The organism is Actinacidiphila glaucinigra, from assembly GCF_900188405.1.
Classification (GTDB): domain Bacteria; phylum Actinomycetota; class Actinomycetes; order Streptomycetales; family Streptomycetaceae; genus Actinacidiphila; species Actinacidiphila glaucinigra.
Map to the genome: position 1 here is coordinate 119,339 of NZ_FZOF01000004.1, position 25,054 is coordinate 144,392.

26 protein-coding genes are annotated in these 25,054 nt (G+C 73.2%); 16 read left to right on the plus strand and 10 right to left on the minus strand.

Annotation, left to right across the window (positions count from 1 at the left end; translation table 11 throughout):
• Positions 1-14: 14 nt before the first annotated feature.
• The gene (locus tag CHF15_RS09545) at positions 15-917 is read right to left on the minus strand and encodes an MHYT domain-containing protein (protein ID WP_089223236.1); all 903 of its coding nucleotides are present in this window, start codon (positions 915-917) and stop codon (positions 15-17) included.
• Between the two features lie 303 nt (positions 918-1,220).
• Entirely contained in the window at positions 1,221-2,129 is a 909-nt protein-coding gene (locus CHF15_RS09550) for a squalene/phytoene synthase family protein (RefSeq protein ID WP_089223237.1), read from the minus strand.
• A gap of 267 nt (positions 2,130-2,396) precedes the next feature.
• On the opposite strand from CHF15_RS09550, the gene CHF15_RS09555 reads away from it, so the two are divergent.
• From CHF15_RS09555 to CHF15_RS45660, 8 genes are all read left to right on the plus strand, one after another.
• Positions 2,397-3,158, plus strand: coding sequence for a DeoR/GlpR family DNA-binding transcription regulator (locus CHF15_RS09555; RefSeq protein WP_089223238.1), 762 nt, complete (start codon positions 2,397-2,399; stop codon positions 3,156-3,158).
• A 115-nt stretch (positions 3,159-3,273) separates the two neighbouring features.
• On the plus strand, positions 3,274-4,665 hold the full coding sequence (locus CHF15_RS09560; RefSeq protein WP_089223239.1) for an ABC transporter substrate-binding protein: 1,392 nt from the start codon (positions 3,274-3,276) through the stop codon (positions 4,663-4,665).
• Between the two features lie 7 nt (positions 4,666-4,672).
• Positions 4,673-5,647: a carbohydrate ABC transporter permease gene (locus CHF15_RS09565; protein ID WP_089223240.1), complete on the plus strand. Its 975-nt coding sequence runs from the start codon at positions 4,673-4,675 to the stop codon at positions 5,645-5,647.
• Positions 5,644-6,495 (plus strand): carbohydrate ABC transporter permease, encoded by an 852-nt coding sequence (locus CHF15_RS09570; protein ID WP_089223241.1) that lies wholly within the window; start codon positions 5,644-5,646, stop codon positions 6,493-6,495. The genes CHF15_RS09565 and CHF15_RS09570 overlap by 4 nt, the downstream gene beginning before the upstream one ends.
• On the plus strand, positions 6,492-7,481 hold the full coding sequence (locus tag CHF15_RS09575) for a zinc-dependent alcohol dehydrogenase family protein (protein WP_089223242.1): 990 nt from the start codon (positions 6,492-6,494) through the stop codon (positions 7,479-7,481). The genes CHF15_RS09570 and CHF15_RS09575 overlap by 4 nt, the downstream gene beginning before the upstream one ends.
• Positions 7,478-8,425: a carbohydrate kinase family protein gene (locus CHF15_RS09580; RefSeq protein WP_089223243.1), complete on the plus strand. Its 948-nt coding sequence runs from the start codon at positions 7,478-7,480 to the stop codon at positions 8,423-8,425. Before CHF15_RS09575 ends, CHF15_RS09580 begins: the two co-directional genes overlap by 4 nt.
• A 75-nt stretch (positions 8,426-8,500) precedes the next feature.
• Positions 8,501-8,872, plus strand: a complete 372-nt coding sequence (locus CHF15_RS45655) for an ASCH domain-containing protein (protein WP_245938748.1) — start codon at positions 8,501-8,503, stop codon at positions 8,870-8,872.
• Between the two features lie 2 nt (positions 8,873-8,874).
• Complete coding sequence (locus CHF15_RS45660; protein WP_089223245.1) at positions 8,875-9,327, plus strand: DUF5990 family protein; 453 nt, start codon at positions 8,875-8,877, stop codon at positions 9,325-9,327.
• A 123-nt stretch (positions 9,328-9,450) separates the two neighbouring features.
• Here CHF15_RS45660 and CHF15_RS44780 read toward each other — a convergent pair whose 3' ends face one another.
• A complete protein-coding gene (locus CHF15_RS44780; protein ID WP_179279708.1) occupies positions 9,451-9,609 on the minus strand; it encodes a hypothetical protein in 159 nt (52 codons plus the stop codon).
• Positions 9,610-9,793: 184 nt separating this feature from the next.
• Positions 9,794-11,038 (minus strand): PP2C family protein-serine/threonine phosphatase, encoded by a 1,245-nt coding sequence (locus tag CHF15_RS09595; RefSeq protein ID WP_245938749.1) that lies wholly within the window; start codon positions 11,036-11,038, stop codon positions 9,794-9,796.
• Positions 11,039-11,330: 292 nt separating this feature from the next.
• Between CHF15_RS09595 and CHF15_RS44785 the strand changes: the two genes are divergently transcribed.
• Positions 11,331-11,567: a hypothetical protein gene (locus CHF15_RS44785; protein ID WP_089223247.1), complete on the plus strand. Its 237-nt coding sequence runs from the start codon at positions 11,331-11,333 to the stop codon at positions 11,565-11,567.
• An 89-nt stretch (positions 11,568-11,656) separates the two neighbouring features.
• Here CHF15_RS44785 and CHF15_RS09605 read toward each other — a convergent pair whose 3' ends face one another.
• On the minus strand, positions 11,657-13,423 hold the full coding sequence (locus CHF15_RS09605; RefSeq protein ID WP_089223248.1) for an ABC transporter ATP-binding protein: 1,767 nt from the start codon (positions 13,421-13,423) through the stop codon (positions 11,657-11,659).
• A 208-nt stretch (positions 13,424-13,631) separates the two neighbouring features.
• Here CHF15_RS09605 and CHF15_RS09610 point away from each other — a divergent pair, with 208 nt between their 5' ends.
• Both CHF15_RS09610 and CHF15_RS44790 read left to right on the plus strand, forming a co-directional pair.
• Positions 13,632-13,823 carry a hypothetical protein gene (locus CHF15_RS09610; protein ID WP_089223249.1) on the plus strand — a complete coding sequence of 64 codons (192 nt, stop codon included), beginning with the start codon at positions 13,632-13,634 and terminating at the stop codon, positions 13,821-13,823.
• 23 nt (positions 13,824-13,846) lie between these two features.
• Entirely contained in the window at positions 13,847-14,221 is a 375-nt protein-coding gene (locus tag CHF15_RS44790) for a hypothetical protein (protein WP_179279717.1), read from the plus strand.
• Here CHF15_RS44790 and CHF15_RS09615 read toward each other — a convergent pair.
• Complete coding sequence (locus CHF15_RS09615; protein WP_089223250.1) at positions 14,216-14,734, minus strand: DUF1003 domain-containing protein; 519 nt, start codon at positions 14,732-14,734, stop codon at positions 14,216-14,218. The genes CHF15_RS44790 and CHF15_RS09615 overlap by 6 nt on opposite strands.
• Positions 14,735-14,864: 130 nt before the next feature.
• Here CHF15_RS09615 and ykgO point away from each other — a divergent pair, with 130 nt between their 5' ends.
• Complete coding sequence (gene ykgO, locus CHF15_RS09620; RefSeq protein WP_018562490.1) at positions 14,865-14,987, plus strand: type B 50S ribosomal protein L36; 123 nt, start codon at positions 14,865-14,867, stop codon at positions 14,985-14,987.
• Between the two features lie 66 nt (positions 14,988-15,053).
• On the opposite strand, the gene CHF15_RS09625 is transcribed toward ykgO, so the two are convergent.
• Complete coding sequence (locus CHF15_RS09625; protein ID WP_410169626.1) at positions 15,054-17,240, minus strand: SpoIIE family protein phosphatase; 2,187 nt, start codon at positions 17,238-17,240, stop codon at positions 15,054-15,056.
• Positions 17,241-17,443: 203 nt separating this feature from the next.
• Here CHF15_RS09625 and CHF15_RS09630 point away from each other — a divergent pair, with 203 nt between their 5' ends.
• A complete protein-coding gene (locus CHF15_RS09630; protein WP_089223252.1) occupies positions 17,444-18,307 on the plus strand; it encodes a chitosanase in 864 nt (287 codons plus the stop codon).
• A gap of 80 nt (positions 18,308-18,387) precedes the next feature.
• On the opposite strand, the gene CHF15_RS09635 is transcribed toward CHF15_RS09630, so the two are convergent.
• From CHF15_RS09635 to CHF15_RS09645, 3 genes are all read right to left on the minus strand, one after another.
• Entirely contained in the window at positions 18,388-19,233 is an 846-nt protein-coding gene (locus CHF15_RS09635; RefSeq protein WP_089223253.1) for a GNAT family N-acetyltransferase, read from the minus strand.
• A gap of 6 nt (positions 19,234-19,239) precedes the next feature.
• Positions 19,240-21,030 (minus strand): SpoIIE family protein phosphatase, encoded by a 1,791-nt coding sequence (locus CHF15_RS09640; protein WP_265737394.1) that lies wholly within the window; start codon positions 21,028-21,030, stop codon positions 19,240-19,242.
• An 82-nt stretch (positions 21,031-21,112) separates the two neighbouring features.
• Positions 21,113-22,642 carry a GMC family oxidoreductase gene (locus CHF15_RS09645; protein ID WP_089223254.1) on the minus strand — a complete coding sequence of 510 codons (1,530 nt, stop codon included), beginning with the start codon at positions 22,640-22,642 and terminating at the stop codon, positions 21,113-21,115.
• Positions 22,643-22,984: 342 nt separating this feature from the next.
• Between CHF15_RS09645 and CHF15_RS09650 the strand changes: the two genes are divergently transcribed.
• The 3 genes from CHF15_RS09650 to CHF15_RS09655 all read left to right on the plus strand — a co-directional run bounded on the left by CHF15_RS09650 (position 22,985) and on the right by CHF15_RS09655 (position 24,974).
• Positions 22,985-24,376 carry an L-lactate MFS transporter gene (locus CHF15_RS09650; protein WP_089223255.1) on the plus strand — a complete coding sequence of 464 codons (1,392 nt, stop codon included), beginning with the start codon at positions 22,985-22,987 and terminating at the stop codon, positions 24,374-24,376.
• On the plus strand, positions 24,373-24,531 hold the full coding sequence (locus CHF15_RS44795) for an MFS transporter small subunit (RefSeq protein ID WP_179279718.1): 159 nt from the start codon (positions 24,373-24,375) through the stop codon (positions 24,529-24,531). The genes CHF15_RS09650 and CHF15_RS44795 overlap by 4 nt, the downstream gene beginning before the upstream one ends.
• 176 nt (positions 24,532-24,707) lie before the next feature.
• Positions 24,708-24,974 (plus strand): hypothetical protein, encoded by a 267-nt coding sequence (locus CHF15_RS09655; protein ID WP_089223256.1) that lies wholly within the window; start codon positions 24,708-24,710, stop codon positions 24,972-24,974.
• Positions 24,975-25,054: the final 80 nt, after the last annotated feature.

Below are 25,054 nucleotides of genomic sequence, written 5' to 3' on the forward strand. Positions count from 1 at the left end.
CGTTTCCCGGGATTTCAGCCCCGGTATTCGCGGGAATCGCGGTACGGGTCGGCCTGATCGCCTCCGAATGCCTCGAAGCGCGAGGCGGGGGCGGGTACGTGATAGCTCGTCGGCGCCGCGTGCTGCGCGGCCTCGCGGGCGGGGCGGTTGTCGTACGGGAGGGAGGTGGATTCCTCCCGCGGTGCCGTTCCGTTCCCTTCGACGACGACGGGATTCACCAGGACGGCGAAGAGGACCAGCAGCACCTCGATGCCCAGGCCGATGATGAGCGGCGCGACGAGGGTGAGTCCGGTGACGCCCTCCTCGCTCGCGAGCCCCGACACGCTGCGCACCGTGACGGCCGACATCCCCGTGTAGTGCATCCCGCTGATGGCGATGGCCATCACCAGCGAGGCGCCCACCGTCGCGCGGGCCCCCGTCACGCGCAGGGTGAACCACAGCGCCGCGGTGGCGGCCACCACGGCGATGACCAGGGAGAGCACCACGAGCGAGGTCGTGTAGTCGAAGGTGCCCGGGAAACGCAGGGCGGCCATGCCCAGGTAGTGCATGGCGGCGACGCCGATCCCCGCGCCGACACCGCCGACGAGCAGCCCGCCCCAGGTGCGCCGCAGACCCGCCACCAGCATGCCGGCGCCCGCGATGACGACCGCCACGAGCAGGCTGAGCACGGTCAGCGGCACGTCGTAGCGGAGCTGCACACGGTCGACCGAGAAGCCGAGCATGGCGATGAAGTGCATGCCCCAGATGCCCGACCCGAGGGTCAGCGCCCCGGCGGCCAGCCACGGCCACCCCTTGGCGAGGCCCCGCGCGTGGAAGCGGGCGGCGCAGGCGAGCCCGAGGCCCGAGCCCACCGCCGCCATCACGTAGGCGAGCAGGGGATAGAAGGCGTGCGAATACAGATGCTGCTGGTGCCCCACGGATTAACTCCCCACCTGGCACAGACGGCGAGCACGATGAGCGCGGATCGGGCCGGCACCTTTGCCTGCTGTCCTCGCCGGCGCGCCGTGACGAATGCGGCACCGGACGACCCCGCAGTGATTGCCTGCCGGACCCCACCCGACGACCGATGCTTGAACCTTATACTAAGGATTTCACGGCGCCGCACAACCACGAAAACGGAAACGTCGCGCTCCCGCGCGGATAATTCCCGTCGACCGGGAATTCCCGCGAACTCCCCACTGGAATACGGACGTTGGTCCGCTTTACCGGGCGCGGACCGTTCAGGGCCGGGCGCGATGGCGGAAGGTGCCCGCGTACGCGCGGAGCAGGGTGAGCAGGGCGGGACCGAGCGGACGCGGGGCGGCCCGCCGGGCCAGCGTCGCGCCGGCGCGTTCCGCGCTGCGCAACCGGTGCCCCTGGAGCGTGATGAGGGCCCGGACCATGGGCCGGTTGGGCTCCGGTACGAGGTCCACCAGTCCCCGCGCGCCGGCGAGACCCGAACGGACCAGCCCCGCCTGGTCGCGGACGAGGGCGGCCACCGACGCCGGGTCGGGGTCCCGCTCCAGGGCCGCCCGGCTCAGGCCGTGGCGGGCGAGGGCGTCCTCGGTGACGCCCAGCCGCCCGTCCGCGAGGTCCTCGGCCATGTCCTCCAGGAAGTCCAGGCGCTGGGCGGCCTCGATGAAGGTGCGGCAGGCGGCGCGGTAGGCGTCGAAGCCGGCGGGCGGCGCGAGCAGTCCCGCGACGAGGAGGAAGGCGGGCAGCGAGTACGCGTCGACGTAGGCCTGGAAGTCGGCCTCGGTGGCGAAGCCGCGCCACTGCGCGTCGGCGGGGGCGGCGACCAGGTAGTCCGCGACGATCGCGCGCAGCACCGGCCGCCGGGTGACGGTGTGCGCGAGGGCACGCGTCAGAGGGTCCGCCGGGTCGCCGGCGAGGGCCTCCCGGACCTGGCCCTCCCACTCGGCGAAGGCGCGGCGGCCGTCCGGGCCGCGGTCCAGGAGGTTGTCGCCGTGGTGCATGAAGGCGGTGGCCGCGAGGGCGTCGGGGACGACCGGCGCCGGCAGCAGCAGCCGCACGGCGGCGTACGAGGCCCGGTCGAAACCCGCGACCAGGCGGCGCTGCGCGGTGTACGCCTCGCGGAGTGCGGGGTCGGTGATGCCGGCCCGGTCGAGCGTCTTGCGCCAACTGGTCATCGTTCCGCAGCTCCCCTCGGTCCGCCGGCCGGACGTCACCGATGATCACCCAAACGCAGAAAAACCCGCAAACTCACTGGCGTGATCCCACCGGACCATCGCTGACCTGGGCCACCGCCCTTCCGGAAACGGGCAGAAACGGGCGGACTCTTCCCTTGTACGGGCTGACCGCCCCGCTGTCCCCGGCGGTATAAATCTCGGACGGGCGGAAACGGGCGGCCGATGCCCGAACGGCCATGACGGGACCGGGACGAGGGAGGTGCGGCCATGCGCGGCGACGAACGGCAGCACAGGATCCTGGCCCTGGTGCGGCAGTCCGGACGGGTGGAGGTCACCGCCCTGGCCGCGGAGTTCAAGGTGGCACCGGAGACGATCCGCCGCGACCTCAGCGAGCTGGAGCGGCGCGGACTCGTCCGCCGTACCCACGGCGGGGCCTACCCCGTGGAGAGCGCCGGCTTCGAGACGGACCTGGCCCGCCGCGAGACCCACCAGGTGGAGGGCAAGCGCCGGATCGCCGCGGCGGGGGTGAAGCTGCTCGGCGAGGCGGAGACCGTCTTCGTCGACGAGGGCTACACCCAGCAGTTGCTGGCGGCGCTGCTCCCCACCGACCGTCCGCTGACCGTGGTGACCGCCTCGCTGCCCACCGCGGCGGCGGTCGCCCAGTCCCCCGAGACCACCGTGCTGCTGCTCGGGGGCCGGGTACGGGGCCGCACCCTGGCCACCGTCGGCTCCTGGGCCACCCAGATGCTGTCCTCCTTCGTCATCGACCTGGCGATCATGGGGGCCAACGGCATATCCCGCGACTTCGGCCTGACCACCCCCGATCCGGTCGTCGCGGACGTCAAGGCGCAGGCGGTGCGCTCCGCGCGGCGCCGCGTCCTGGTGGGCATCCACACCAAGTTCGGCGCCTCGAGCTTCTGCCGGTTCGCGGAGATCGGCGACTTCGAGACGATCGTCACCGACACGGGCCTGCCGGCCCCCGAGGCCCACCGCTACTCGCTGCTCGGCCCCAACGTCATCCGCGTCTGAGCCACCGCACCCGCCCCACCCTGCGCGCGAGCCGCCGCAGGTCGCCCCGGCACGCCCCGAAGCGCCCCGGACCCCGGGCGCGCCGCCGGGATCCCCCTCACAGGAAGGCCTCCCCATGGCCAGCAACGACACCGACCGAGGAAGGGCGCCACGGCGCCGCTCCACCGTCCGGCTGACCGCACTCGGGGCCTGTACGGCCCTGCTCGCCAGCTGCGCCGGTGCGGGCGGCAGCGGAGGGGACGGCGGGGGCGGCGGCGCCTCCGTGAACGTCCTGATGGTCAACAACCCGCAGATGCTGGACCTCCAGAAGCTGACCGCGTCGGACTTCACCAAGGACACCGGCATCAAGGTCAACTTCACCGTGCTGCCGGAGAACGACGTCCGCGACAAGATCAGCCAGGAGTTCTCCAGCCAGGCCGGCACCTACGACGTCGCCTCCATCAGCAACTACGAGGCGCCCATCTACGGCAAGAACGGCTGGCTGGCCCCGCTGGACGACACCGTCGCCAAGGACCCCGGCTTCGACCAGGCGGACATCCTCCCGTCGATGCGGGAGAGCCTGACCGGAGCCGACGGCAGGCTGTACGCCGAACCGTTCTACGGCGAGTCGTCGTTCCTGATGTACCGCAAGGACGTGTTCGAGGCGAAGGGCCTCACCATGCCCGAGCGCCCCACCTGGCAGCAGGTCGCCGACCTCGCGGCGAAGGCGGACGGCGCCGAGTCCGGCATGAAGGGCATCTGCCTGCGCGGACTGCCCGGCTGGGGCGAGGTGATGGCGCCGCTGACCACCGTCGTCAACACCTTCGGCGGCACCTGGTTCACCAAGGACTGGCAGGCCCAGGTGAACGCGCCCGCGTTCAAGGAGGCGACGAAGTTCTACGTCGACCTGGTCCGCGAGCACGGCGAGGCGGGCGCACCGCAGGCCGGCTTCGCCGAGTGCCTGGGCGCCTTCCAGCAGGGCAAGACCGCCATGTGGTACGACGCCACCTCGGCCGCGGGCATCCTCGACAGCGCCGACTCCCCCGTCGCCGGCAAGGTCGGCTACGCCCCGGCGCCCGTGGTGAAGACGGACAACTCCGGCTGGCTGTACACCTGGGCCTGGGGCGTCCAGAAGGCGAGCAAGCGTCAGGACGACGCGGCGAAGTTCGTGGCCTGGGCGTCCGGCAAGGGGTACGAGGAACTCGTCGGCGAGAAGCTCGGCTGGGCCCGCGTCCCGGCGGGCAAGCGCACCTCCACGTACGAGAACGCGGACTACCTGAAGGTGGCGGGCCCCTTCGCCAAGGCCACCGAGGAGGCCATCGCCGGGGCCGACCCGCGCGACCCAGGCGTCCAGCCGCGGCCGACGCTCGGCATCCAGTTCGTCGACATCCCCGAGTTCCCCGACCTCGGCACCAAGGTCTCGCAGGAGATCGCCTCCGCCATCGCCGGGCGCACCTCGGTGGACGCCGCGCTCGACAAGTCCCAGCAGCTCGCGGAGAAGGTCGCCGCCCAGTACCGGAACGGGTGATTCGGCCATGACCGGTACGTCGAGCACCGTCACCGAGAAGGTGCGCGGCCGCGCAGCGGTCCGGGCGGTGCCCGCCCGGACCGCGGGCCCGGGCCGAGCCGCCGCCTGGGCCCGCCGTGGGCCCCTGATGCCGGCGCTGGTGTTCATGGTGGTCGTCACCCAGCTGCCCTTCGTGGCCACGCTGGTGATCTCCTTCACGGACTGGAACGCCCTCTACCCCGACCGGCGCGGCTTCACCGGACTGACCAACTACGCCGACGTGTTCGGCGACGCCGGCCTGCGCGCGTCCGTCCTGACCACCGTCTGGCTCACGGCCGGTGTCGTCCTGGTCAGCCTGGTGCTGGGACTCGGCCTTGCGCTGCTGCTGGACCGCCGCTTCCGGGGCCGCGGGCTGGTGCGGACCATGCTGATCGCGCCCTTCCTGCTCGTCCCGGTCGCCTCGGCGCTGCTGTGGAAGCACGCCCTCTACAACCCCGAGTACGGGCTGTTCAACGGCGCGTTGAGTTGGCTGTGGCAACTGTTCGGCAGCGAGCGCCCGCCGCAGCCTGACTGGATCACCTCGATGCCGCTCGGGGCGATCGGGGCCTCGCTGGTGTGGCAGTGGACCCCGTTCATGATGCTGATCCTGCTCGCCGGACTGCAGAGCCGCTCCACGGAGGCGGTGGAGGCAGCCCGGGTGGACGGCGCCAACGCCTGGCAGGTCTTCCGCTTCCTGACCCTGCCGCACCTGCGGCGCTACCTCGAACTGGCCGCGCTGCTCGGCTCGGTCTACGTCGTGCAGAACTTCGACGCGGTCTTCACCCTCACCTCCGGCGGCCTGGGCACCGCCAACCTGCCTTACACGATCTACGAGTCCTTCTACAAGGCCCACGACTACGGCCGGGCGTCGGCGGCCGGCGTGGTCGTCGTCGCCGGGACCATCGTCGTCGCCACCCTCGCACTGCGCCTGGTGTCGACGCTGCTCAAGGAGGAGTCCTCATGAGCGCTGTACCGGTACCGGGCGCCCGCGGGCGCCGTTCCGCCTCCCTGTGGGGGCTGGTCGCCTGGGCCGCCGCCCTGCTGTTCGTCCTGCCGATCGCCTGGATGGTGCTGACCTCGCTGCACAGTGAGACGGACGCCGCCACCAACCCGCCCTCCCTCGGCGCCGGGCTCACCCTGGACGGCTACCGGGAGTTCTTCGGCGCCGCCACGGGCGCGAGCCCCTGGCCCGCCCTGGTCAACTCGCTGACGGCGAGCCTGGTCTCCACGCTGCTGGTGCTGGCACTCGCGATACCGGCCGCGTACGCGCTGTCGATCCGGCCCGTGCGCAAGTGGTCCGACGTCCTGTTCTTCTTCCTGTCGACGAAGATGCTGCCCGCGGTCGCCGGGCTGCTGCCGGTCTACCTCGTGGCGCAGAACCTCGGACTGCTGGACAACGTCTGGCTGATGGTCCTGCTCTACACCTCGATGAACCTGCCGATCGCGGTCTGGATGATGCGGTCCTTCCTCGCCGAGATCCCGGTGGCGATCCTCGAGGCCGCCGCGATCGACGGAGCCGGGCTGCCGGCCGTGTTCCGCCGGATCGTCATCCCGGTCTCCGCCCCCGGCATCGCCGCCACCTCGCTGATCTGCTTCATCTTCAGCTGGAACGAGATGCTCTTCGCCCGGGTGCTCACCGGTGTCCGCTCGGTGACCGCGCCGGTCTTCCTCACCTCCTTCGTCACCAGTCAGGGACTCTTCCTCGCCAAGGTCTGCGCCGCGGCCGTCGTGGTGTCCCTGCCCGTCCTCGTCGCCGGATTCGCCGCCCAGGACCGCCTGGTCCAGGGCCTGTCACTGGGAGCCGTCAAGTGAAGGCAGTCGTCATCGCCGAGCCCGGGAAGATCGAGCTCGCCACCGTCGAGGACCCCGCGCCCGGTCCGCGCGACGTGGTGGTCGCGGTCGCCGCCTGCGGACTGTGCGGAACCGATCTGCACATCCTGCAGGGCGAGTTCGCGCCGACGCTGCCGATCGTGCCGGGACACGAGTTCGCCGGGGAGGTGGTCGCGGTCGGCTCGGCCGTCACCGAGGTGGCGGTCGGCGCCCGGGTCGCCGTCGACCCCTCGCTGCACTGCGGCGAGTGCCACTACTGCCGGCAGGGCCGCGGCAACCTGTGCGAGCGGTGGGCCGCGATCGGGGTCACCGAGCCGGGCGGCGCCGCGGAGTTCGCCGTCGCGCCGGTCGCCAACTGCGTCGTCCTGCCCGACCACGTGGCGACCGCCGACGCGGCGCTGATCGAGCCGCTGTCGTGCGCCGTGCGGGGCTACGACGTGCTGCGCGGCCGGCTCGGCGCCCATGTGCTGATCTACGGGTCGGGAACGATGGGCCTGATGATGCTGGAACTCGCCAAGCGCACCGGCGCGGCGAGCGTGGACGTCGTCGACGTCAACCCCGAACGGCTCGCCACGGCAAGGCTGCTGGGCTGCGACAGCACGGCCGGCTCGGCGCAGGAGATCAGTCGCCCGCGCGGCTGGGAGGTCGTCGTGGACGCCACCGGAAACGCCGACGCCATCCAGGACGGGCTGCGACGGGTCGGCAGGGGCGGCACCTTCCTGCAGTTCGGGGTGGCCGACTACGCGGCCCGCGCGGTCATCGAGCCGTACCGGATCTACAACCAGGAGATCACCATCACCGGCTCCATGGCGGTCCTGCACAGCTACGAGCGGGCAGCCGAGCTCTTCGCCGCCGGGGTGCTGGACCCCGGGGTGTTCATCAGCGACCGGTTCCCGCTCACCGACTACCCCCACGCCATCGAGCGCTTCAGGGCGGGCATCGGCCGCAAGATCCTGGTGCAGCCGTGACGACGCCCGCCACGCTGGTCGCCGGCGAGGCGCTGACCGACGTGGTCCTCGCACCCGACGGGACGCGTCGGGCCCACCCGGGCGGCAGCCCGGCCAACACCGCGCTCGGTCTCGCCCGGCTCGGGCACCCGGTCACCCTGGCCACGCGCATCGGCCGGGACGCGCACGGCGACGCGCTCGCCGAACGGCTGGCGGAGGGGAGGGTCCGGCTGCTGCCGGGGTCGGTCGTCCACGCCCCGACGTCCACGGCCAGGGCGGAACTCGACGGGAACGGCAGCGCCGTGTACCGGTTCGACATCACCTGGGACCTGCCCCCGGTCGATCCGCACGAAGTGCCGGGTCACCTGCACACCGGCTCGATCGCCACCGCGCTGGAGCCGGGCGCGGGGCGGATCCTCAGCCTGGTCGCGGCGGTCCGGCGCCGGGGGCACACCGTCTCGTACGACCCGAACCTCAGACCCGCGCTGCTCGGCCCGCCCGGGGACGAACGCCCGCGCGTCGAACGGCTGGTGGCGCTGGCCGACGTGGTGAAGGCCAGCGAGGAGGACCTCGGCTGGCTGCACCCGGGACGGGATCCGGGGGACGTGGCCGCCGACTGGGCGCGCCGCGGTCCGCGCCTGGTCGTCCTCACGCGGGGCGCGGCGGGCGCCGAGGCCCACTGGGCCCCCGGCGGACGGCACCGGGTCCCCGCCCACCCGGTGCGCGTCGTCGACACGATCGGGGCCGGTGACGCCTTCATGGCGGGCCTGCTCTCCGGCCTCCTTTCCGCCGGACTGCTCGGCGGGGCGGCGGCCCGCCGGCGGCTGCACGGCACCGCGGACGGCGGCTCCCCGCCGCCGGCGGTGGCCGGGGCACTGGAGCTCGCCGCGCGGGTCGCGGCTCTGACCTGCGGGCGCGCGGGGGCGGACCCGCCGTTCCTGGCGGAGGTGGCGCCCGTCATGTGATGATCCGGCGGACGGCACTCCCATGCACCGAGGGACGGTACGACGATGTGGCCGCGGGTCGACGGAATGCGCTCCATGGAGCTCGGCACACCCGACGCGCTCCGGGACGAGCTCAACTCCCTGGTCCTGGCGGGCAAGAAGACCGCCACGACCGGACTGCTGTCCGAGTACGTGGAGGAGACCGAGGGACTGGAGTTCGTCGGCGAGCGGCTGGCCCTGCTGGACCGGGAGAGCCACTGCGTCGGCGTCATCGAGATCACGGGCGTGGAGGTGACGTCCTTCACGGACGTGCGGTGGGAGCACGCGGCCGCCGAGGGAGAGGGCGACGCCTCCCTCGACGCGTGGCGGGCCGGGCACCGTCGCTTCTGGGAACGGGCGGGCACTCCCGTCGAGGACGCGACGCCCGTGGTGTGCCTGGCGTTCCGGCTCGTCACGGCGGGCGGCTGACGGTGCGGATCCGCATCGAGGGGAGCGACCTGCCCGGCCGCACCTTCGGCGACCACCGTGGCGTCCACGTCGCCGTGCAGCGCCGCGCCCGTTCCGCGGAACTCCTCGACCCCCGGCCCGGCGACGCGGCGGCGGCGACGTGGGACCTCGACTGCCGGGTCCGTGAGACCCCGGACGGGCTCGACGTCACGGGGCCCTGTGTCCAGGGCGGCCCCGGCGCCCGCTTCGTCTACCTGTCCTGGGGCGCGGTCGGGGATTCCGGCGACTTCACGATGTTCCGCCGGGCCAAGCTCATGCTGGACGGCGTCGATCCCGGCACGCTGCGCGCGGCCGCCCGCTCCGGGACGCTCCTCGGACGGCTGGGTCTCACCGATGCCCGGGGCGGCCCGCTCTGCGCCGCCGTGCGGCCGCCGCTCATCATGTGGTCGGCGGGGACACCGGACGCCACGGGCTGACGACGGGAAGTGAACGGGACCACCACCCCGCCGGTGGGCGCGCCCACGGTCCGCACGACCGCTTACGCCTTCCCACCGGCGCCGGGCAGTGGTCCCGCTCGGTCACACAGGGGTACGGGTCCCTCAGTCCTCTCCCCTGACGATGTTCCATTCCTTGCCGCTGTCGGGCTCCCGCTGCGGCGGATTGCCCCGGCCCTCCTTCACGACAGCAGGCCTGCACGTGCGTATCTGCTGATCTCGGGGGATGCGGGTGCTGGTCGGGTGGCCGTTGCGTGTGTCCACGGCTGGGCGCCTCCTCATGTCTTCTCGACACCGCATACCCATTCGAACGTGATTTACACGACAAGCCATTCCAGATCAGGACATGTTTATCGTGGGTATCCGCCCGGCACCCGGCGGCCGTCGCACTGCGCGCCGCTCCGGGCACCGGCCGTGTCTGCCGCCGCACGGCCGCGTCGCCCACCCGTCAGGCTTCGGCTGCCCTGGGAGTGGCGGCGGAAACCACCTCGGTCGGCCGGGTTCGGCGCGTGGGGTGCCACTCCGCGAGCAGCACGGTGGCGTCGTCGTCGAGGCGACCGTGCCGGTGCGCCATGAGGGCGTGGACGAGCCGCCGCAGCACTTCCGGTGCCGGGTCGCCGAACGCGGTGGCGTGCACGACGTACTCGGTGAGGCGCCGCTCGCCGAACTCGCCGCCGCCCTCGGCACGGGACTCGGTCACGCCGTCGGTGTGGATGAGGACCCGGTCACCGGGCTCCAGGCGCGTGGAGTGGACGGAGCGCGGCCGGTCGCCGTAGCCGGAACCGAGGCCGAGGGGCAGGTCCGCGTCGCGCTCCAGGGCGCCGGGGACGACGTGCCGGGCGCGGATCAGCCGGGGCGGGGGGTGCCCGCAGTTCGCCCACGCGAACTGGCCGCTGCGGACGTCGAGGTCGGCGAAGACCGCGGTGGCGAGCCGGTCCGGGATCCACTCGGCGAGGGTCTCGTCCACGGTCTTGACGATCTCGCCCAGGTCGGCACCGGCACGCCGGGCGGCCCGGCAGCCGGCCAGCGCCACGGCCGCCGTGAGCCCCGAGGCGAGGTCGTGGCCCATCGCGTCGACCACCGTCAGGTGCAGGTGGTCGTCCTGGATGCTGTGGTCGAAGGCGTCGCCGCCGATCTCGTACGCGGGTTCCAGCACCGCGCTGGAGGTCACCTCGGTCGTGCCGAGGGTCCGCGGCGGCAGGAAGGCCCACACGAGTTCCGCGGCGGCGCTCATCGGGCGGCTGCGGACGAGCCTCAGCAGGTCGTCGCTGAACCCGGCCTTGGAGGCGATCGTCAAGGTCGTGACGTCGGCGAGCGCGCGGCAGCGGGCGAGGAGTTCCGGGTCGATCCGGTGGGCGGTGACCTCCATGACGCCGATCCGCTCCACGCCGTCGACGAGCGGCAGCCACATCGTGATCCGGTCGTCGCGCTCGCTCAGGCGCAGGGAGACCGTCCGGTAGGCGGCGCCCGCCGGCGTGCCGTCGACGGCCACGGCCCCACGGGCGCGGGAGGCCGGGTCGCCGGACAGCGGGACGAGCCTGGCCTGCCGGACGTCGGCGAGCAGGACCGTGACGTCGTCCAGGCCCACCTCGTGCGCGGCCTGCGCGAGGGCCGCGCCCCAGTCCTTCGGGGCGGCCTCGTGCGAGCGCTGCAGGAGCCCGCTCAGCAGGGCGCCAAAGCCGGTGTCGTCCACCGTCACCCTCATCCGTCGGTGCGCCGTCCCCGGCGCGGGGCCGGGACGACCGGGCACCTGCCCCGGACACCGGGGCCGAAACATCGCACCGCCCCCGGCCCGCGGCCCGCCGCGACAGCGGCACGGACCTCCCCGGATCGCCCACAGCCACCGGTTCCATGAAACGTCATATTCCAGCAAATCGTGTGCCAATACGGGCGTGGCACACCTCAACGGACGTGCCGAGGCCCGACGCTTCTCGTGTTCCACCCGAGCGGGTGTCCACGGCACCCGCGGAGACAGGAGTCGATCCATGCGCGTTTCCCGTTTCGTGGCCGCGGTCGGTGTGGCCGTCGCCGTCGTCCTGGGCGGTGCGGCGGGTGCCGGTGCCGTCACGCCGGAGTCCGTCCGCACCCCCGGCACGCACGCCACGCACGGAGACCACGGCCGCGGCCACCACAGCCACCACGGCAAGCGTCACCACCACCGCTGGCACGGTCACCGCCAGCACCGTCACCACCACCACGTCGTCAACCACCACCGCCGCTGACCCAGCGGCCCGATCCGCACGGCCCCCGGGGGCGCCGCTCCGCAGACGCGGAGGGCGCCCCCGGGCGCGTGCGGGGGCGGGCGGGTGGCTCAGGCGGTCTGAGCGCTGCGCAGGGCGGCGTACGGGCCGCCGGCGCGCAGCAGTTGCTCGTGCGAGCCGACCTCCGTGATCCTTCCGCCGTCCATGACGACGATGCGGTCGGCGTTGCGGATGGTGGACAGCCGGTGGGCCACCACGAAGACGGTGCGGTTGCGCACCAGGCGTTCCAGCGCCTGCTGGACGAGGGCCTCGGAGCGGGAGTCGAGGGCGGAGGTGGCCTCGTCCAGCACCAGCACACGGGGGTCGCGGATCAGCGCCCGGGCGATGGCCAGCCGCTGCTTCTGCCCACCGGACAGCCGCGCGCCCCGCTCGCCGACGACCGTGGCGAGGCCGGCGGGCAGGCGTTCCACGAACTCCAGGGCGTTGGCGGCCCGCAGCGCCTCCCGGACCGCCTCCTCGGGGACGCCCGGCATGCCGTAGCCGACGTTCTCCCGGATGGTGCCCTCGAAGAGGATGGACTCCTGGGGCACGACGGACACGAAGCGGCGGTAGCTGCGCAGGTCCAGGCTCTCCATGTCCGCACCGTCCAGCAGGATCCGGCCCTCGGTGGGGCGCAGGAAGCCGATGACGAGGTTGAGGAGCGTCGACTTGCCGGCCCCCGAGGTGCCCACCAGCGCGATGGTCTCGCCCGGACGGACGGAGAGGGAGAAGTCGCGCACCGAGTGGTCGGCGGCGTCGTCGTAGGCGAAGCCGACGGCCTCGAAGTCCACCCGTCCGCGGACGGCGGCCACCTCGGTCTTCCCCGCGTTCTGCTCGAGGTCGGGCGCCTGCAGCACCTCACCGACCGAGCGCACCGACTCCAGCCCCTTGCTGACCACGGGCGTCAGGCTGAGCAGGGTCGTCACGGCGGCGGTGAGGGCGGAGAAGTAGGTGGTCAGCATGACGACGTCGCCGGGGGTCACGCCCAGCCAGCCGTGGTACGCGGCGAGCGCGGAGCCGAGCAGGCAGCAGGTGCCGAGGACGTTGAGGACGATCCAGGCGAGGGAGCCGAAGCGCCCGTTGAGCCGGTCCAGGCGCAGCCCCGCGGTGAGGACCTGGCTGAGCGTGCCGTCGACGCGGCGCAGCGCGGTGGACTCCAGGCCGTGGGCGCGGGTGATGGGGATGAGGGTGGTCATCTCGGTGACGCGGGAGGAGAGTTGCTCCACCTCCTGGCGGAACGATTCGTTGGACTCGCGCAGCCGTCCCCGCAGCCACATCACCAGCGCCGACGTCGCGGGCACGACGACCAGGAAGACCGGCAGGAAGGACGGCGCCTGCACGGCGATCACCACCAGCGCGCCCAGCAGCGTGGCGAGCGCGGACAGGCCCATGTCGCCGGTCTGCTGGACCGCCTGCTCGATCGCCTCGACATCCCGGATGACCTTGGTCTGCAGGACGGCGGAGTTGACCTTCGTGTGGTAGCCGATGGAGAGCTGCTGCATGCGCTGGCACAGCGCGGAGCGCAGCCGGGTGCCGGTGCGGCGGGCGCTGCCGTACCAGCAGCGCACGTACAGCAGGTGGAAGGGGTAGTTGAGGACCAGCATCAGCAGCAGGACAGCGGTGCCGAGCAGCATGCCCGACAGCGGCCGGTGCTGCACGATGACGTCGATGACCTGTGCGGTGACCAGCGGGGTCAGCCAGATCGGGGTGTGCTTGACCATGAACGCCAGCACGGCCAGGGCGAGTCGGCCGCGGTCGTGGCGGAAGAGGTAGGCGAGGGTGCGGATCGGGTGCTCACCGCGGTAGCGGTGGTCGAGCGGGCCGTGCGGCGACGCCATGCGGGAACTCCGGGTGCACGAGGGCGCGGGGTGATGAGACGGCACTGGCTCATCGTCCGGTCACCGCGGAATCCTAGGCTGCGAGCGCTCCCACGGACACCGCCCGGGGGTCCCTGACCGGTCCCGGCCGACTGGGGGGCCGGTCCCGGGGCAGACGGTGGGGGAAGGGGCGGCGCGAGGGCGCGCCCCCGGACCACTGGGAGGGACGATGCTGGCCATCGTTGCGGCCGTCGTCTTCGCGGTCGCGTTCATCATCAACGCCACCGGGACGGCGACGGAGGCCGTGTTCACCCCGACGAGCCTGCTGCTGGTCGGGCTGACGCTGCTCGCCGCGCACCTCGGCGGGGTCGGCTCGGGCGCGGGCGCCCGCTGGTCGGGGTACCGCGGGCGACGGCGCTGAGGTCTCCGGGGAGGGGAAAGGCCATGACGGACCGTCCGGACAGCCCGCGCGAGGATGCGCCGAAGCACCGCCCGGGCTTCAGCAGTCCCGGGTTCTCCACCTCCGTCGACGGGGCCGGCCCGGAACCGGGCGCCGGGGACGGCGCGGCGGTTCCGCCGCCCCCGCGGATCCCGGAGTACGAGGTCCCGGAGCCGGAGGTCGCGGACATCGCGGAGCCCGGTTTCGAGTCGCCGGGCTTCGAGTCACCCGGTTTCGAGTCGCCCGGTTTCGAATCGCCCGGTTTCGAATCGCCCGGTTTCAAATCGCCCGGTTTCCGCGGCCCCGGGTACTCCGGCCCGGACTTCACCAGCCCCGGCCCGCCGCACGACGCGGACCGGGACGACGAGGAGGAGTCATGAGGCGGGCGGCTTCGCGGCCGGTGGCACCGCCGGGGAGGTGACCCCCATGCGGGCCCGGCTCTCGGCGACGAGCTGCTGGACGTTCCGCTCGACCTCCTCGGGGTCGAGGCCCAGGGCCCGGCCTATGTGCGCCGACCAGACCTCCGAGCGCACGTTCGTCTCGAAGGCGAGGTCGGCGCGGATGTTGTCGCGTGCGGCCTGGCGGTTCTGGCTGACCATGACGAAGGTCGAGAGGAAGATCGCCTCCAGGCTGACGATCATGGTGAGCAGTCCGAAGGGGTAGGGGTCGAAGACCCCGCCGGGCCCCGCGAGCCCCTGGTTCAGCAGGATCCACGCCGCGAACCAGACGATGTGCACGTAGACGAAGGCCATCGAGCCGGAGAAGGCGGTGATCGCGTCCGCGACCCGGTCCTGGGCGCCCCTCCCGCGGGCGAAGAGGACCCGCTCGTGCGGGGAGCGGACCAGCGGGTGCGGCGGCGAGGGGACGGCGGGGCCGTCGGCGCGGGAACTCATGGGCCTCATCCTGCCCCCGGCCCTCCGCGGCCACGGCACCGGGCAACGGCACCGGGCAACGGCGGGAAGAAACCGCGGCCTGCCCGCGTTGGCATGGGCGGATCAAGAACCGCCCGAAAGGAGGCGACCGGTGAAGGTACGTGCCTCGCTGCGCTCCCTCAAGAACGCTCCCGGCTCGCAGATCGTCCGCCGTCGCGGCCGTGTCTACGTGATCAACAAGAGGGACCCCCGTTTCAAGGCCCGCCAGGGCTGACCCGCTGAGCACCACGGGCGCCGCGCGCCGTCGCAGGACGGCGCGCGGCGCCCTTTCGCGTACCCGTCACCGGGACCGGGGCAGGGAGCGCAGCAGGAGCAGCGCGATGTCGTCGGTGCGCAGCCGGCGTTCGGAGGTGAGGGCGAGCACGCCGTCGGCGACCCGGTCGAGCGGCAGGTCGCCGGCGGCGCCGAGGTGGTCGGAGAGGGCGGCCAGCTCGGCGTCGACGTCCGTTCCCGGGCACTCGACCAGGCCGTCCGTGTAGAGCATGAGCACCGAGCCGGGCGGGAACGGGAACTCGACGGTGCGGTAGACCGCCTCCGCGTCGATGCCCAGCAGCGGGCCCTGGGCGAGGTCGAGCGGCCGCACGTGGCCGTCCGGCTCCCGCAGCAGGGGCTGCGGATGGCCGGCGCCCGCGGCCATCACCCGTTCCCCGGCCGGGTCGAGGTGCAGGTAGACGCAGCTGGCGAGCAGTTCCACGTCCAGGTCCAGCAGCAGCCGGTTGGTGCACTCCATCACCTGGCCGGGCGACTGCCCGACGGCGGAGTACGCCCGTACCGCCGTGCGGACCTGGCCCATCAGGCCTGCGGCGGTGACGTTGTGGCCCTGCACGTCGCCGATCACGGCGGCCGGCCGGTCCCCCACGCGGAGCAGGTCGTAGAAGTCGCCGCCGATGTCCATGCCCTCGGTGCCCGCGAGGTACCGCGCGGCCGCCTCCAGGCCGGGGAGCTCCGGCAGGGTCCGCGGGAGCAGTGCCGACTGGAGGCCGTGGGCCAGCCGGTGCTTGGCGTCGTAGAGCCGCGCCCGCTCCAGGGCCTGCGCGATCAGTCCGCCGAGGCTGGTCAGCAGGGCCCGCTCGTCGGCCCCGAAGCGGTGCGGTTGCGGGTATCCGAGCACGCAGGTGCCGACCGGGCGGCCGGAGGCGATCAGCGGGAGGTAGGCCCAGGCCGCCATGCCGTCGGAGACCGGCGGGCGGTCGGGGAAGCACTCCCGCATCTCCTGCTCGGACTCCAGGAACGCGGGCGCGCCGCTGGCCAGCACCTGCGCGGCGGGGGTCGGCGACGACATCGGCATGCCGTCGTACCGGTCGACGATCGTCGGATCGGCGTAGCCGCGGTGGCCGAGCACGCGCATCCGCCCCGCCTCCGGGGCGACGACGGCCAGTACCCGGCTGCCGACCGCGGGCATGATCTCGTCGGCGACCAGGTCGATCACGTCCTGGACGCAGACGGCCTCCGTGAGCGCCCCGGACAGGTTCACGAGGTGGGAGATGGCCACCAGCCCGACCGCGGGCTGCGCCGCAGCGCGCACGGCGTCGGCTACGGGAGCCCTGGCCGCCGGGCCGCGGGCAGGTGAGACGCACACGCTGACGCCGTTGCTGCTGGGGTGGAGCCGGAAGGTGAGCCAGTCGCCGGGCGGGCGCAGCGCGGTGAACGAGGTGGGCTGCCTGCTGATCAGCGCCGCGCGGTGCCGCTCCTGGTGCACGGGGTCCTCCAGCCACGGCAGCGTCCGCCACAACGGGTGCCCGAGCAGCTTGCGCACCGGCACGCCCAGCAGTCGGGACGCCGCGCCGTTGGCGTAGGTGACCCGCCCGTCGAGGTCGAGGGAGCACAGGCCGTCCGGCAGCCGGCCCACCATGCGCACCGCCTCGACCGCCGAGGAGACCCCGGCGACCGGGGCGCCGATCGCCACGTCCTGTCCGCGCCGGACCGGCCGGCCCTCGGCGGTCCGCTGCTCCAGGCTGCGGGCGAGCCGCCCGCTGGCGGAGAGCAGACGCTCGCGCTCCCAGTCGGACAGTTCGGGCGGATGGGCGCCGGGCCAGGTGACGAACACCGAGCCGAAGGCGGTGCCGGTGGTCGCGACGGGCAGCGCAGCGAGGGTGAACGGGTACGGCAGAACGAGGGCGATCCGCGGGTACCGGCGCGCCATCTCCTCCTCGCCGCCGACCCAGACCAGCCGGCGTTCGCGCAGTGCCTCCGCGACGGGGATCGGGGCGCCCAGCCCCACCCGTTCCCAGGGCGCGGCGAAGGCGCGCGGCAGGCCGGCCATCACGGCCATCTCAAGCACCGGCTCGCCGGGCGCGAGGAGGTAGATCCCGCCCGCGTGCGCCCGCACGCCGTCCATCATCGCGAACAGCGCCGGTGCCAGCAGGCTCTCGTCCGTCCACTGCCCGGCGTCGGGGCGGGACGGGGCGGGAGGGGGCCCGTCCGGCACGGGTACCACCTCCTCAGCCTCTTCCCGTCCAGCCTGCATCCGGGCGGCGGACCGCGCATGCGGGGGGCCCGCGGCTTCGGGCGGACGCACCCGGCTCTCGGACGGTTGCCGCCAACTCCCTTGATTCTTCGAGCAGATGGCATGCGGCGTTTTTGTTCGAACCTCTTGGCGTTCGACTGGCCCGGTGCTTCAATGTGGCGCTGTTAGGAAGGTTTCCTAACCTCTGACCCACGGAGTCACCCGTGCAGATCCCCCCACACCGTCATGCACGCTCCCTCCCCCGCCGGCGCGTCGTCCTCTACGCGACCGCCGCGCTGACCGCGGGCGTCCTGGCCGCCGGCGCCGGCACCCTGGCCTCGGCCGCGCCGGGGCAGCCGGCCGCCGCGGCGGCCGGCGTCGGACTCGACGACCCGCACAAGAAGGACATCGCCATGCAGCTGGTGTCCAGCGCCGAGAACTCCTCACTGGACTGGAAGGCCCAGTACAAGTACATCGAGGACATCGGCGACGGCCGCGGCTACACCGCGGGCATCATCGGCTTCTGCTCCGGCACCGGTGACATGCTCGAACTCGTCGAGCTGTACACCGACCGCAAGCCGGGCAACCCCCTCGCCCGCTACCTGCCCGCACTGCGCCGGGTCAACGGCACCGACTCGCACAGCGGCCTCGGCTCCGGCTTCGAGAGCGCCTGGCGCAGCGCCGCCGCCGACACGGCGTTCCAGCAGGCGCAGAACGACGAGCGCGACCGCGTCTACTTCGACCCCTCGGTCAAGCAGGCCAAGGCCGACGGGCTGCGCGCGCTGGGCCAGTTCGCGTACTACGACGCGATCGTGATGCACGGCCCCGGCGAGGACAAGGTCAGCTTCGGCGGCATCCGCAAGACCGCCCTGTCCAAGGCCAAGAGCCCCGCGCAGGGCGGCGACGAGACGGCGTACATCAACGCCTTCCTCGACGCGCGCAAGGCGGCGATGAAGACCGAGGAGGCGCACAGCGACACCAGCCGGGTCGACACGGAGCAGCGCGTCTTCCTCAACAACGGCAACCTCGACCTCAACCCCCCGCTCAAGTGGAAGGTCTACGGGGACAGTTACACCATCAACCAGTAGCGCCCCCGCGCACGGCGCTCCGGGCGGCCTCCCTGACCGGGGGGGCCGCCCGGAGCGGCGCCGGGGCCGAAATCCGGGGCCTAGCCCAGTTCCAGGCTGGTGACGCCGTACATGCCCGCCAGGTCGACGTCCGGGACCGGGCCCGTGTACATGCGCGCGGCCTCGAACGAGGGCGTCAGGCCCAGGTGCTCCACCAGGCGGACGGCGGCCTCGTTGGGCTCGGGCACGTCGATCACGAGGGGCTCCCCCGGCGCGGTCCGTGCGAGCCCCATGAGGAGCGCGAGGGCGACCTTCCCGGACGAGGCGTACAGCGGCCCCACCCGCGACGGCCCGCGGGCGGCGCGCAGCACCCCCAGTCCCCGCAGCCGGCCGTCGGCGACGGCCGCGAGGGCGGTACGGTCCGGCAGGGTGATCCAGGAGGCGAGGAAGGCGTCGCGCGCGGCGGGGAAGAACCGCCGGTCGTAGCGGGCCAGTTCGCCGAATCCGACGCTCCTGGCGTCGATCAGCGCGACGCCGCCGGGCATCACCCCGCCGGTCGGCGTCCCCTGGTACCGGATGTTCCGCCAGGCCGTGCTGAAACCCGACCTGCGGTAGTTCTCCTGCTGCGCGACGACCCCGTCGAGGCCGACGTTGCGGCCGGCGAGGTGCTCCAGCCCGGCGCGCCAGACCCGGATCCCGTAGCCCTGGCCGCGGAACGGCGGCCGGGCGATGTAGAGGCCGACGAAGCCGAAGTCCGTGCCGTAGCGCACCGCGGAGACCGAGGCGACGGGCTCGCCGTCGAGCCTCCCGACCAGGAAGCCGGCCGGATCGGCGGGGAAGAACGCCTGCCCGTCGGACCTGCCGGGGTTCCATCCTTCGTCCTCGGCCCAGTCGGAGAGCCGGCCGATGTCCTCGGCGCCTGCGGAGGTGACGTGGAACGCGGTCATGGGGAGCTACCTCGGGAATCGGTTGCCGGGACGCGGTGCCGGGCACCGCGCACGCGAGGGCGCCGAGGACGCGGCGCGGGTGCGGGCGATGAGGAGGGTGACGTCGTCGGGCGGTGTCGCGCTCGGGAGGGTGCCGAGCACCGCCGAGCACAGGTCGTCCAGGCGGAGCCCGGGCCGGTCGAGCGCGCGGCGCACGCGCTCCATCCCGATGTCGAAGCCGTGCCGGCGGTCCTCGATGAGGCCGTCGGTGTAGAGGGCGATGAGGCTGCCCTCGGGCAGCTCCACCTCGGCGGCCTGGTACGGGGGCATCCCGAGGCCGAGCGGTGTGCCGTTCGGCAGGTCCAGGAAGGCGACGCCGCCCCCGGGGTCGCGGACGGCGGGCGGCGGGTGCCCGGCCCTGGCCATGGTGCAGCGTCGGCTGACCGGGTCGTAGACGGCGTACAGGCAGGTGGCGCTCACCGAGGCCACGTGGAGGCCGTCGCCCTCCTCCTCGGCGAGGCGGATGATCGTCTGGTCGAGGTGGGCGAGGAGCTGTTCCGGCGGCAGGTCGAGGTCGGCGAGCGTCCGCACCGCCGTGCGGAGCCGTCCCATGGTGGCCGCGGCGTCGATGCCGTGCCCGACGACGTCGCCGACGACCAGGGCGACCCGGTCGCGCGGCAGCGGGATCACGTCGTACCAGTCGCCCCCCACCCCGTCCTCGAGGTCCGCCGGGAGGAAGCGGGAGACCACGTCCAGGCAGGGGCCGCCGCACACCCGGCGCGGGAGCAGGCCCCGCTGCAGGGCGAGGGCGGTGGCGCGTTCGTGCGTGTAGCGGCGCGCGTTGTCCAGGCTCAGCGCGGCCCTGGCCACCAGTTCCTCGGCGAACAGCAGGTCCTCCTCGTCGAACGGCCGCGGGTCGTCGGAGCGCAGGAGCAGCACCACGCCCAGCACGACGCCGCGGGCCCTGATCGGCACGATCATCAGCGAGTGCAGGCCGAACCGGTCGATCTTCCGGGCCCGTGCCGGGTCGCGGTTGAGCCACGGAGAGGCGGTGTCCAGCACGGGCTCGAGCAGGGAGCGGCCGGAGGACAGCACGCGTTTGAGGGGCGAGGAGGACGGCACGTACACCACGTCGCCGACCTGCGAGACCGCCTCGGGGGCGCCCTCGTGGACGGAGGACAGTCCCGCCCGGCGGAACACCGGGACGTAGTCGCCGTCCGGGCCGAGCCGGGACAGCGGCTCCTCACCGAGGCGCAGGGTGTCGGCGAGGTCGACGGTGACGAAGTCGGCGAGACAGGAGACGCTGAACGCGGCCAGTTCCTGCGCGGTGCGCATGACGTCCAGCGTGGTGCCGATACGCGCGCCGGCCTCGCCGAGCAGCGCCAGGCGGTCGCCGGAGCGGCTCTCACGCGTGATCCGGAGGACGACCAGGCACACCCCCATCGGCCGGCCCTCGGCGTCCTCCAGGCGGATGCAGGAGGCGGAGTACGCCTCGTCGCGGCGGACGCCGTCCATCGCCGACACGAGGTACTCGCGGCCGCTGACGGGCGTGCCGGTGGCCAGCACCTGGCGCATCGCCGCCTCCAGCCCGCGGGCCCCGGCGGGCAGCGCCGCGTCCGGGAGGTGGCCCAGCCGGCGCTCCCGCGGGATGCCGTCGTAGTCCTCAAGTGAGTCGCTGACCCACGTGCACCGCAGGTCGGTGTTCCACAGGGCCAGGCCGATCGCCGAGGGGGCGAGGGGGGAACCCAGCGCCGCCCCGGTCACGCCCACCGCCCGCTGGAGCAGGCCGGCCAGGTCGATGGGTGCGGGTGATGCCATGTGCGTCGGTCCTTCGTCTGGGCTGCGGGGATGTGGCGGGGCCCGGATCCGGCCGGTGGGGGCCGGAACCGGGCCGAAGGGGTCAGCGCCTGAGGAGGTCGGCCGCGCGTTCGGCGATGGCGTAGACCGTGGCGGCGATGTCCCCCGAGGGGATGGCGGGCATCACGGAGGCGTCGGCGACCCGCAGGCCGTCGACGCCGTGGAGGCGCAGGTCCGTGTCGACGACGGCCAGGTCGTCGATGCCGATCCGGCACGTGCCGACGGGGTGCATGTAGGAGGCCAGGGTGCCGCGCGCGTACGCCCGCAGTCCGGCGTCGTCCTTCACGTCGGGGCCGGGCAGGACCTCGTGGGCGCGCCATCCGTCGAGGGCGCGCGCCTGGCCGATCTCGCGTGCCAGGAAGAGCGCTTCGACCATCGTGGCCAGGTCGCGGTCGTCGCCGTAGTAGTCGGGGTCGACCAGGGGCAGGGCGCCCGGTTCGGCACTCGCGAGCCTGACGGTGCCGCGGCTGTGCGGGCGCATCGGGGAGACCGCGATCCGGTATCCCTGCCCGTCCGGCGGGTCGGCCACGGGCGTGTGGCACCCCGGGGTGTCGGCCAGGAGCACCTGCACGTCGGGGTCGCAGATGCCGAGCCGGCTGCGCACCAGGCCGATGGCCTCGCCGTGGTTGTTGGCCCCGGGGGGAACGGGCCGGGCCGCGCGGTGGACGACGGCGGCCAGCGGGTGGTCCTGCAGGTTCGCCCCGACGCCCGGCAGGTCGAAGGCGACGTCGATGCCCTTGTCCCGCAGGTGCGCCCGGGGGCCGATGCCGGAGAGCATCAGCAGTTGCGGTGTCCCGATGGTGCCCGCGGTGAGCACGACCTCGCCGTGGCAGCCGACCGCGACGGTGCCGGTGCGGCCGGCGTGCCCGTACTCCACCCCGGCGCACCGTCCGTCGCGCAGGAGCAGGCGGTGGACCAGGGCACCGGTCACCACGGTGAGGTTGCGGCGGCGCCTGGCGGGGGTGAGGTAGGCGTCCGCGGCGCTCTGCCGCCGGCCGCCGACGATGTTGAGGTCGCTCCAGCCGAAGCCCTCCTCCAGACCGGCGGCGATGTCGGCCGCCCGCCGGTAGCCGGTCTGGGTCGCGGCCGTGAGGAGCGCGGCCACGACGGGGTGGGGCGGGCTGGCGGGCCCCACGGTCAGGGGGCCGCCGACACCGCGGAGCACGGGGTCCCGCCCGGGGGCGTTCTCGCTGCGCTTGAAGTACGGGAGCAGGTCGTCGTAGCCCCAGCCCTTGGCACCGCCGGCGGTCCACGCGCCGTAGCCGGAGTGGTGACCCCGCACGAAGGTCATGGCGCTGATGGCCGACCCGCCGCCCAGGCCGCGACCGCGCGCGAGGGGCGTGGTGGTGCCCGTCGCCGACTGCCGGACGGTGGTGTCGCCCCAGTTCGCGGACGTCCCCAGCAGCGTCGGCCAGGCGGGCGGGTTCGCCGCCGCGGTCGGCGGCCCGTCGCCTCCCGCCTCCAGCAGGAGCACGCGTGCGCCGTCCGGCTCGGAGAGGCGCGCGGCGAGCACACTGCCCGCGGTGCCGCCGCCGACGACCACGAAGTCGTAGCTGTCCGTTATCGCTTGCATGGGTCACCTCTGACCGGCCACGTCCGGCGTTTCCAGTGATAGCCGCCCTCGGCTAACACCGGACACGATAACCCCAACCATCACCAATCGAACAGATAGTTCGTTATCGCCGCTATCGGCAATGAATATGGATGAATCCCGACAAACCCGCCGCAAACGCCCCGCACCCTCTCGTTCCCGGGACGCGCGCGCGGACGAGCGCCCCGCCGAGAGGCGGGCGAATGCCTCACGAATCCCGGACACGCCTTCCGCTCCGGCAAGTTCATCGCCGAACGCCCTACCCAGGGATGGATGAAAGTTGTACGGTCCACGGGATCATGTCCCCTCACGGAGGTACTCGCCATGGCGTCAATGGGCGTACCCGACGTCCTCACCCGTGCCCGCACCGTCGCACCGCCGGGCTGGAGCCGCTGGCTGGTACCGCCGGCCGCACTCTCCATCCACCTCGCCATCGGGCAGGCGTACGCCTGGAGCGTGTTCAAGCCCCCGCTGGAGTCCTCGCTCGGGCTGAGCGGCACCCAGTCCGCGCTGCCGTTCCAGCTCGCGATCGTCATGCTCGGGCTGTCGGCCGCGTTCGGCGGCACCCTCGTCGAGCGCAACGGCCCCCGGTGGGCCATGTGCGTCTCGGCCCTCTGCTTCGCCTCCGGCTTCCTCATCTCGGCCCTCGGCGCCGCCACGCGCCAGTACTGGCTGATCGTCCTCGGCTACGGCCTCGTCGGCGGCATAGGCCTCGGCATCGGCTACATCTCGCCGGTCTCCACGCTCATCAAGTGGTTCCCCGACCGGCCGGGGCTCGCCACCGGCATCGCCATCATGGGCTTCGGCGGCGGCGCGCTCATCGCCTCGCCCTGGTCGACGGAACTGCTCTCCTCCTTCGGCGCCGACTCCTCCGGCATCGGGCAGACCTTCCTGGTGATGGGCCTGGTCTACGCGGTCTTCATGACCGTCGGGGTACTGCTGGTCCGCGTCCCCGCGGACGACTGGCGGCCCCCCGGCTGGAAACCGTCGGCCGCGGCCGCGCGCCCGCTCGTCACCACCGCGCAGGTCTCCGCGCGCAACGCGCTGCGCACGCCGCAGTTCTGGTGCCTGTGGGTGGTGCTCTGCATGAACGTGACGGCGGGCATCGGCATCCTGGAGAAGGCCGCGCCGATGATCACCGACTTCTTCGCCGACACCTCCACCCCGGTGACGGCCACGGCCGCGGCCGGTTTCGTCGGCCTGCTGTCGCTCGGCAACATGCTCGGCCGGATCACCTGGTCCTCCACCTCCGACCTGGTCGGGCGGAAGAACATCTACCGCCTCTACCTCGGTGCCGGGGCGCTGCTCTACCTGCTGATCGCCCTGGTCGGCGACGACTCCAAGCCGCTGTTCATCATCGCGGCCGCCGTCATCCTGTCCTTCTACGGCGGCGGGTTCGCCACCGTGCCCGCCTACCTCAAGGACCTCTTCGGGACGTACGAGGTGGGCGCCATCCACGGACGGCTGCTGACCGCGTGGTCGACGGCGGGTGTGCTCGGGCCGCTGATCGTGAACGCGATCGCCGACCACGAGAAGTCGGCGGGCCGGACGGGACCCGACCTGTACTCCACGTCCTTCGTCATCATGATGGTGCTGCTGGTGATCGGCTTCGTCGCCAACGAACTGGTACGCCCGGTCCATCCGCGGCACCATGACGGACCGTCCGCCGAGACGAAGGCCACCGTCGGACCCGAGTCGGAAGGAGCCGTCCGATGACCGCTTCGAACCCCGCGCCCGCCGAGGCCACCGAGTCCACCGCCGGGAACGGCCGGCTGCCGCTGATGATCGTCGCCTGGCTGTGGGTCGGCGCGCCCTTCGCCTACGGTGTGTACGAACTCGGCCTGAAGCTCAAGCAGTTGTTCACCGGCTGACCGGCCGGCCGGAACCCCGGCTCCCGCCACGGGCCGCCCCGTCCTCATGGACCCGGCGGCCCGTGGCGGTCCCGTGTGGGGACGGCCACCGGGCGCGCCGCACAACCGTGTCCGGATCGCCGAGCACCGCCCGTTCCGCGCCGCGGAACGGGCACCGGCCCATGGAGGAAGGAACCATGTCCCACAACAGCCGTACCCGTACCGGCGCGAGCCCCCGCACCCTGGGCGCCGTCGGCCTGCTCTGCGCGGTCGCCGGATTCTTCGTCCTCGGCATCGTCCTCGGCCCGGCCGCCGTCGTGTGCGGCCGGCTCGCGATGGGCCGCACCCCCCGGGGCACCAGGCCGGTGCTCCCGCTGGTCGCCGTCGTGCTGGGCGCGATCGACACCGTCATCGCCCTCGTCTGGCTCACCGGCGCCCACTGGGACGGCGGCGGGATGATGTGATCCCGCGGCGCGGACCCGGTCGACGGCGCCACGAGGCCGGACGGGAGGATGATGGTCCCCCGTCCGGCCTCCGCCGTCCA

Bases quoted from the DNA above. Each gene is read 5' to 3' on its own strand.
- CHF15_RS44790 (WP_179279717.1), top strand. From the start codon at position 13,847: ATGACGGACCGTCCGGACAGCCCGCGCGAGGATGCGCCGAAGCACCGC.
- CHF15_RS09625 (WP_410169626.1), bottom strand. From the start codon at position 17,240: ATGCAGGCTGGACGGGAAGAGGCTGAGGAGGTGGTACCCGTGCCGGAC.
- CHF15_RS44795 (WP_179279718.1), top strand. From the start codon at position 24,373: ATGACCGCTTCGAACCCCGCGCCCGCCGAGGCCACCGAGTCCACCGCC.
- CHF15_RS09610 (WP_089223249.1), top strand. From the start codon at position 13,632: ATGCTGGCCATCGTTGCGGCCGTCGTCTTCGCGGTCGCGTTCATCATC.
- CHF15_RS09565 (WP_089223240.1), top strand. From the start codon at position 4,673: ATGACCGGTACGTCGAGCACCGTCACCGAGAAGGTGCGCGGCCGCGCA.
- CHF15_RS09635 (WP_089223253.1), bottom strand. From the start codon at position 19,233: ATGACCGCGTTCCACGTCACCTCCGCAGGCGCCGAGGACATCGGCCGG.
- CHF15_RS09615 (WP_089223250.1), bottom strand. From the start codon at position 14,734: ATGAGTTCCCGCGCCGACGGCCCCGCCGTCCCCTCGCCGCCGCACCCG.
- CHF15_RS09570 (WP_089223241.1), top strand. From the start codon at position 5,644: ATGAGCGCTGTACCGGTACCGGGCGCCCGCGGGCGCCGTTCCGCCTCC.
- CHF15_RS09560 (WP_089223239.1), top strand. From the start codon at position 3,274: ATGGCCAGCAACGACACCGACCGAGGAAGGGCGCCACGGCGCCGCTCC.
- CHF15_RS09650 (WP_089223255.1), top strand. From the start codon at position 22,985: ATGGCGTCAATGGGCGTACCCGACGTCCTCACCCGTGCCCGCACCGTC.
- CHF15_RS09555 (WP_089223238.1), top strand. From the start codon at position 2,397: ATGCGCGGCGACGAACGGCAGCACAGGATCCTGGCCCTGGTGCGGCAG.
- CHF15_RS09640 (WP_265737394.1), bottom strand. From the start codon at position 21,030: ATGGCATCACCCGCACCCATCGACCTGGCCGGCCTGCTCCAGCGGGCG.
- CHF15_RS45655 (WP_245938748.1), top strand. From the start codon at position 8,501: ATGGAGCTCGGCACACCCGACGCGCTCCGGGACGAGCTCAACTCCCTG.
- CHF15_RS09550 (WP_089223237.1), bottom strand. From the start codon at position 2,129: ATGACCAGTTGGCGCAAGACGCTCGACCGGGCCGGCATCACCGACCCC.
- CHF15_RS09645 (WP_089223254.1), bottom strand. From the start codon at position 22,642: ATGCAAGCGATAACGGACAGCTACGACTTCGTGGTCGTCGGCGGCGGC.
- CHF15_RS44785 (WP_089223247.1), top strand. From the start codon at position 11,331: ATGCGCGTTTCCCGTTTCGTGGCCGCGGTCGGTGTGGCCGTCGCCGTC.
- CHF15_RS09605 (WP_089223248.1), bottom strand. From the start codon at position 13,423: ATGGCGTCGCCGCACGGCCCGCTCGACCACCGCTACCGCGGTGAGCAC.
- CHF15_RS09655 (WP_089223256.1), top strand. From the start codon at position 24,708: ATGTCCCACAACAGCCGTACCCGTACCGGCGCGAGCCCCCGCACCCTG.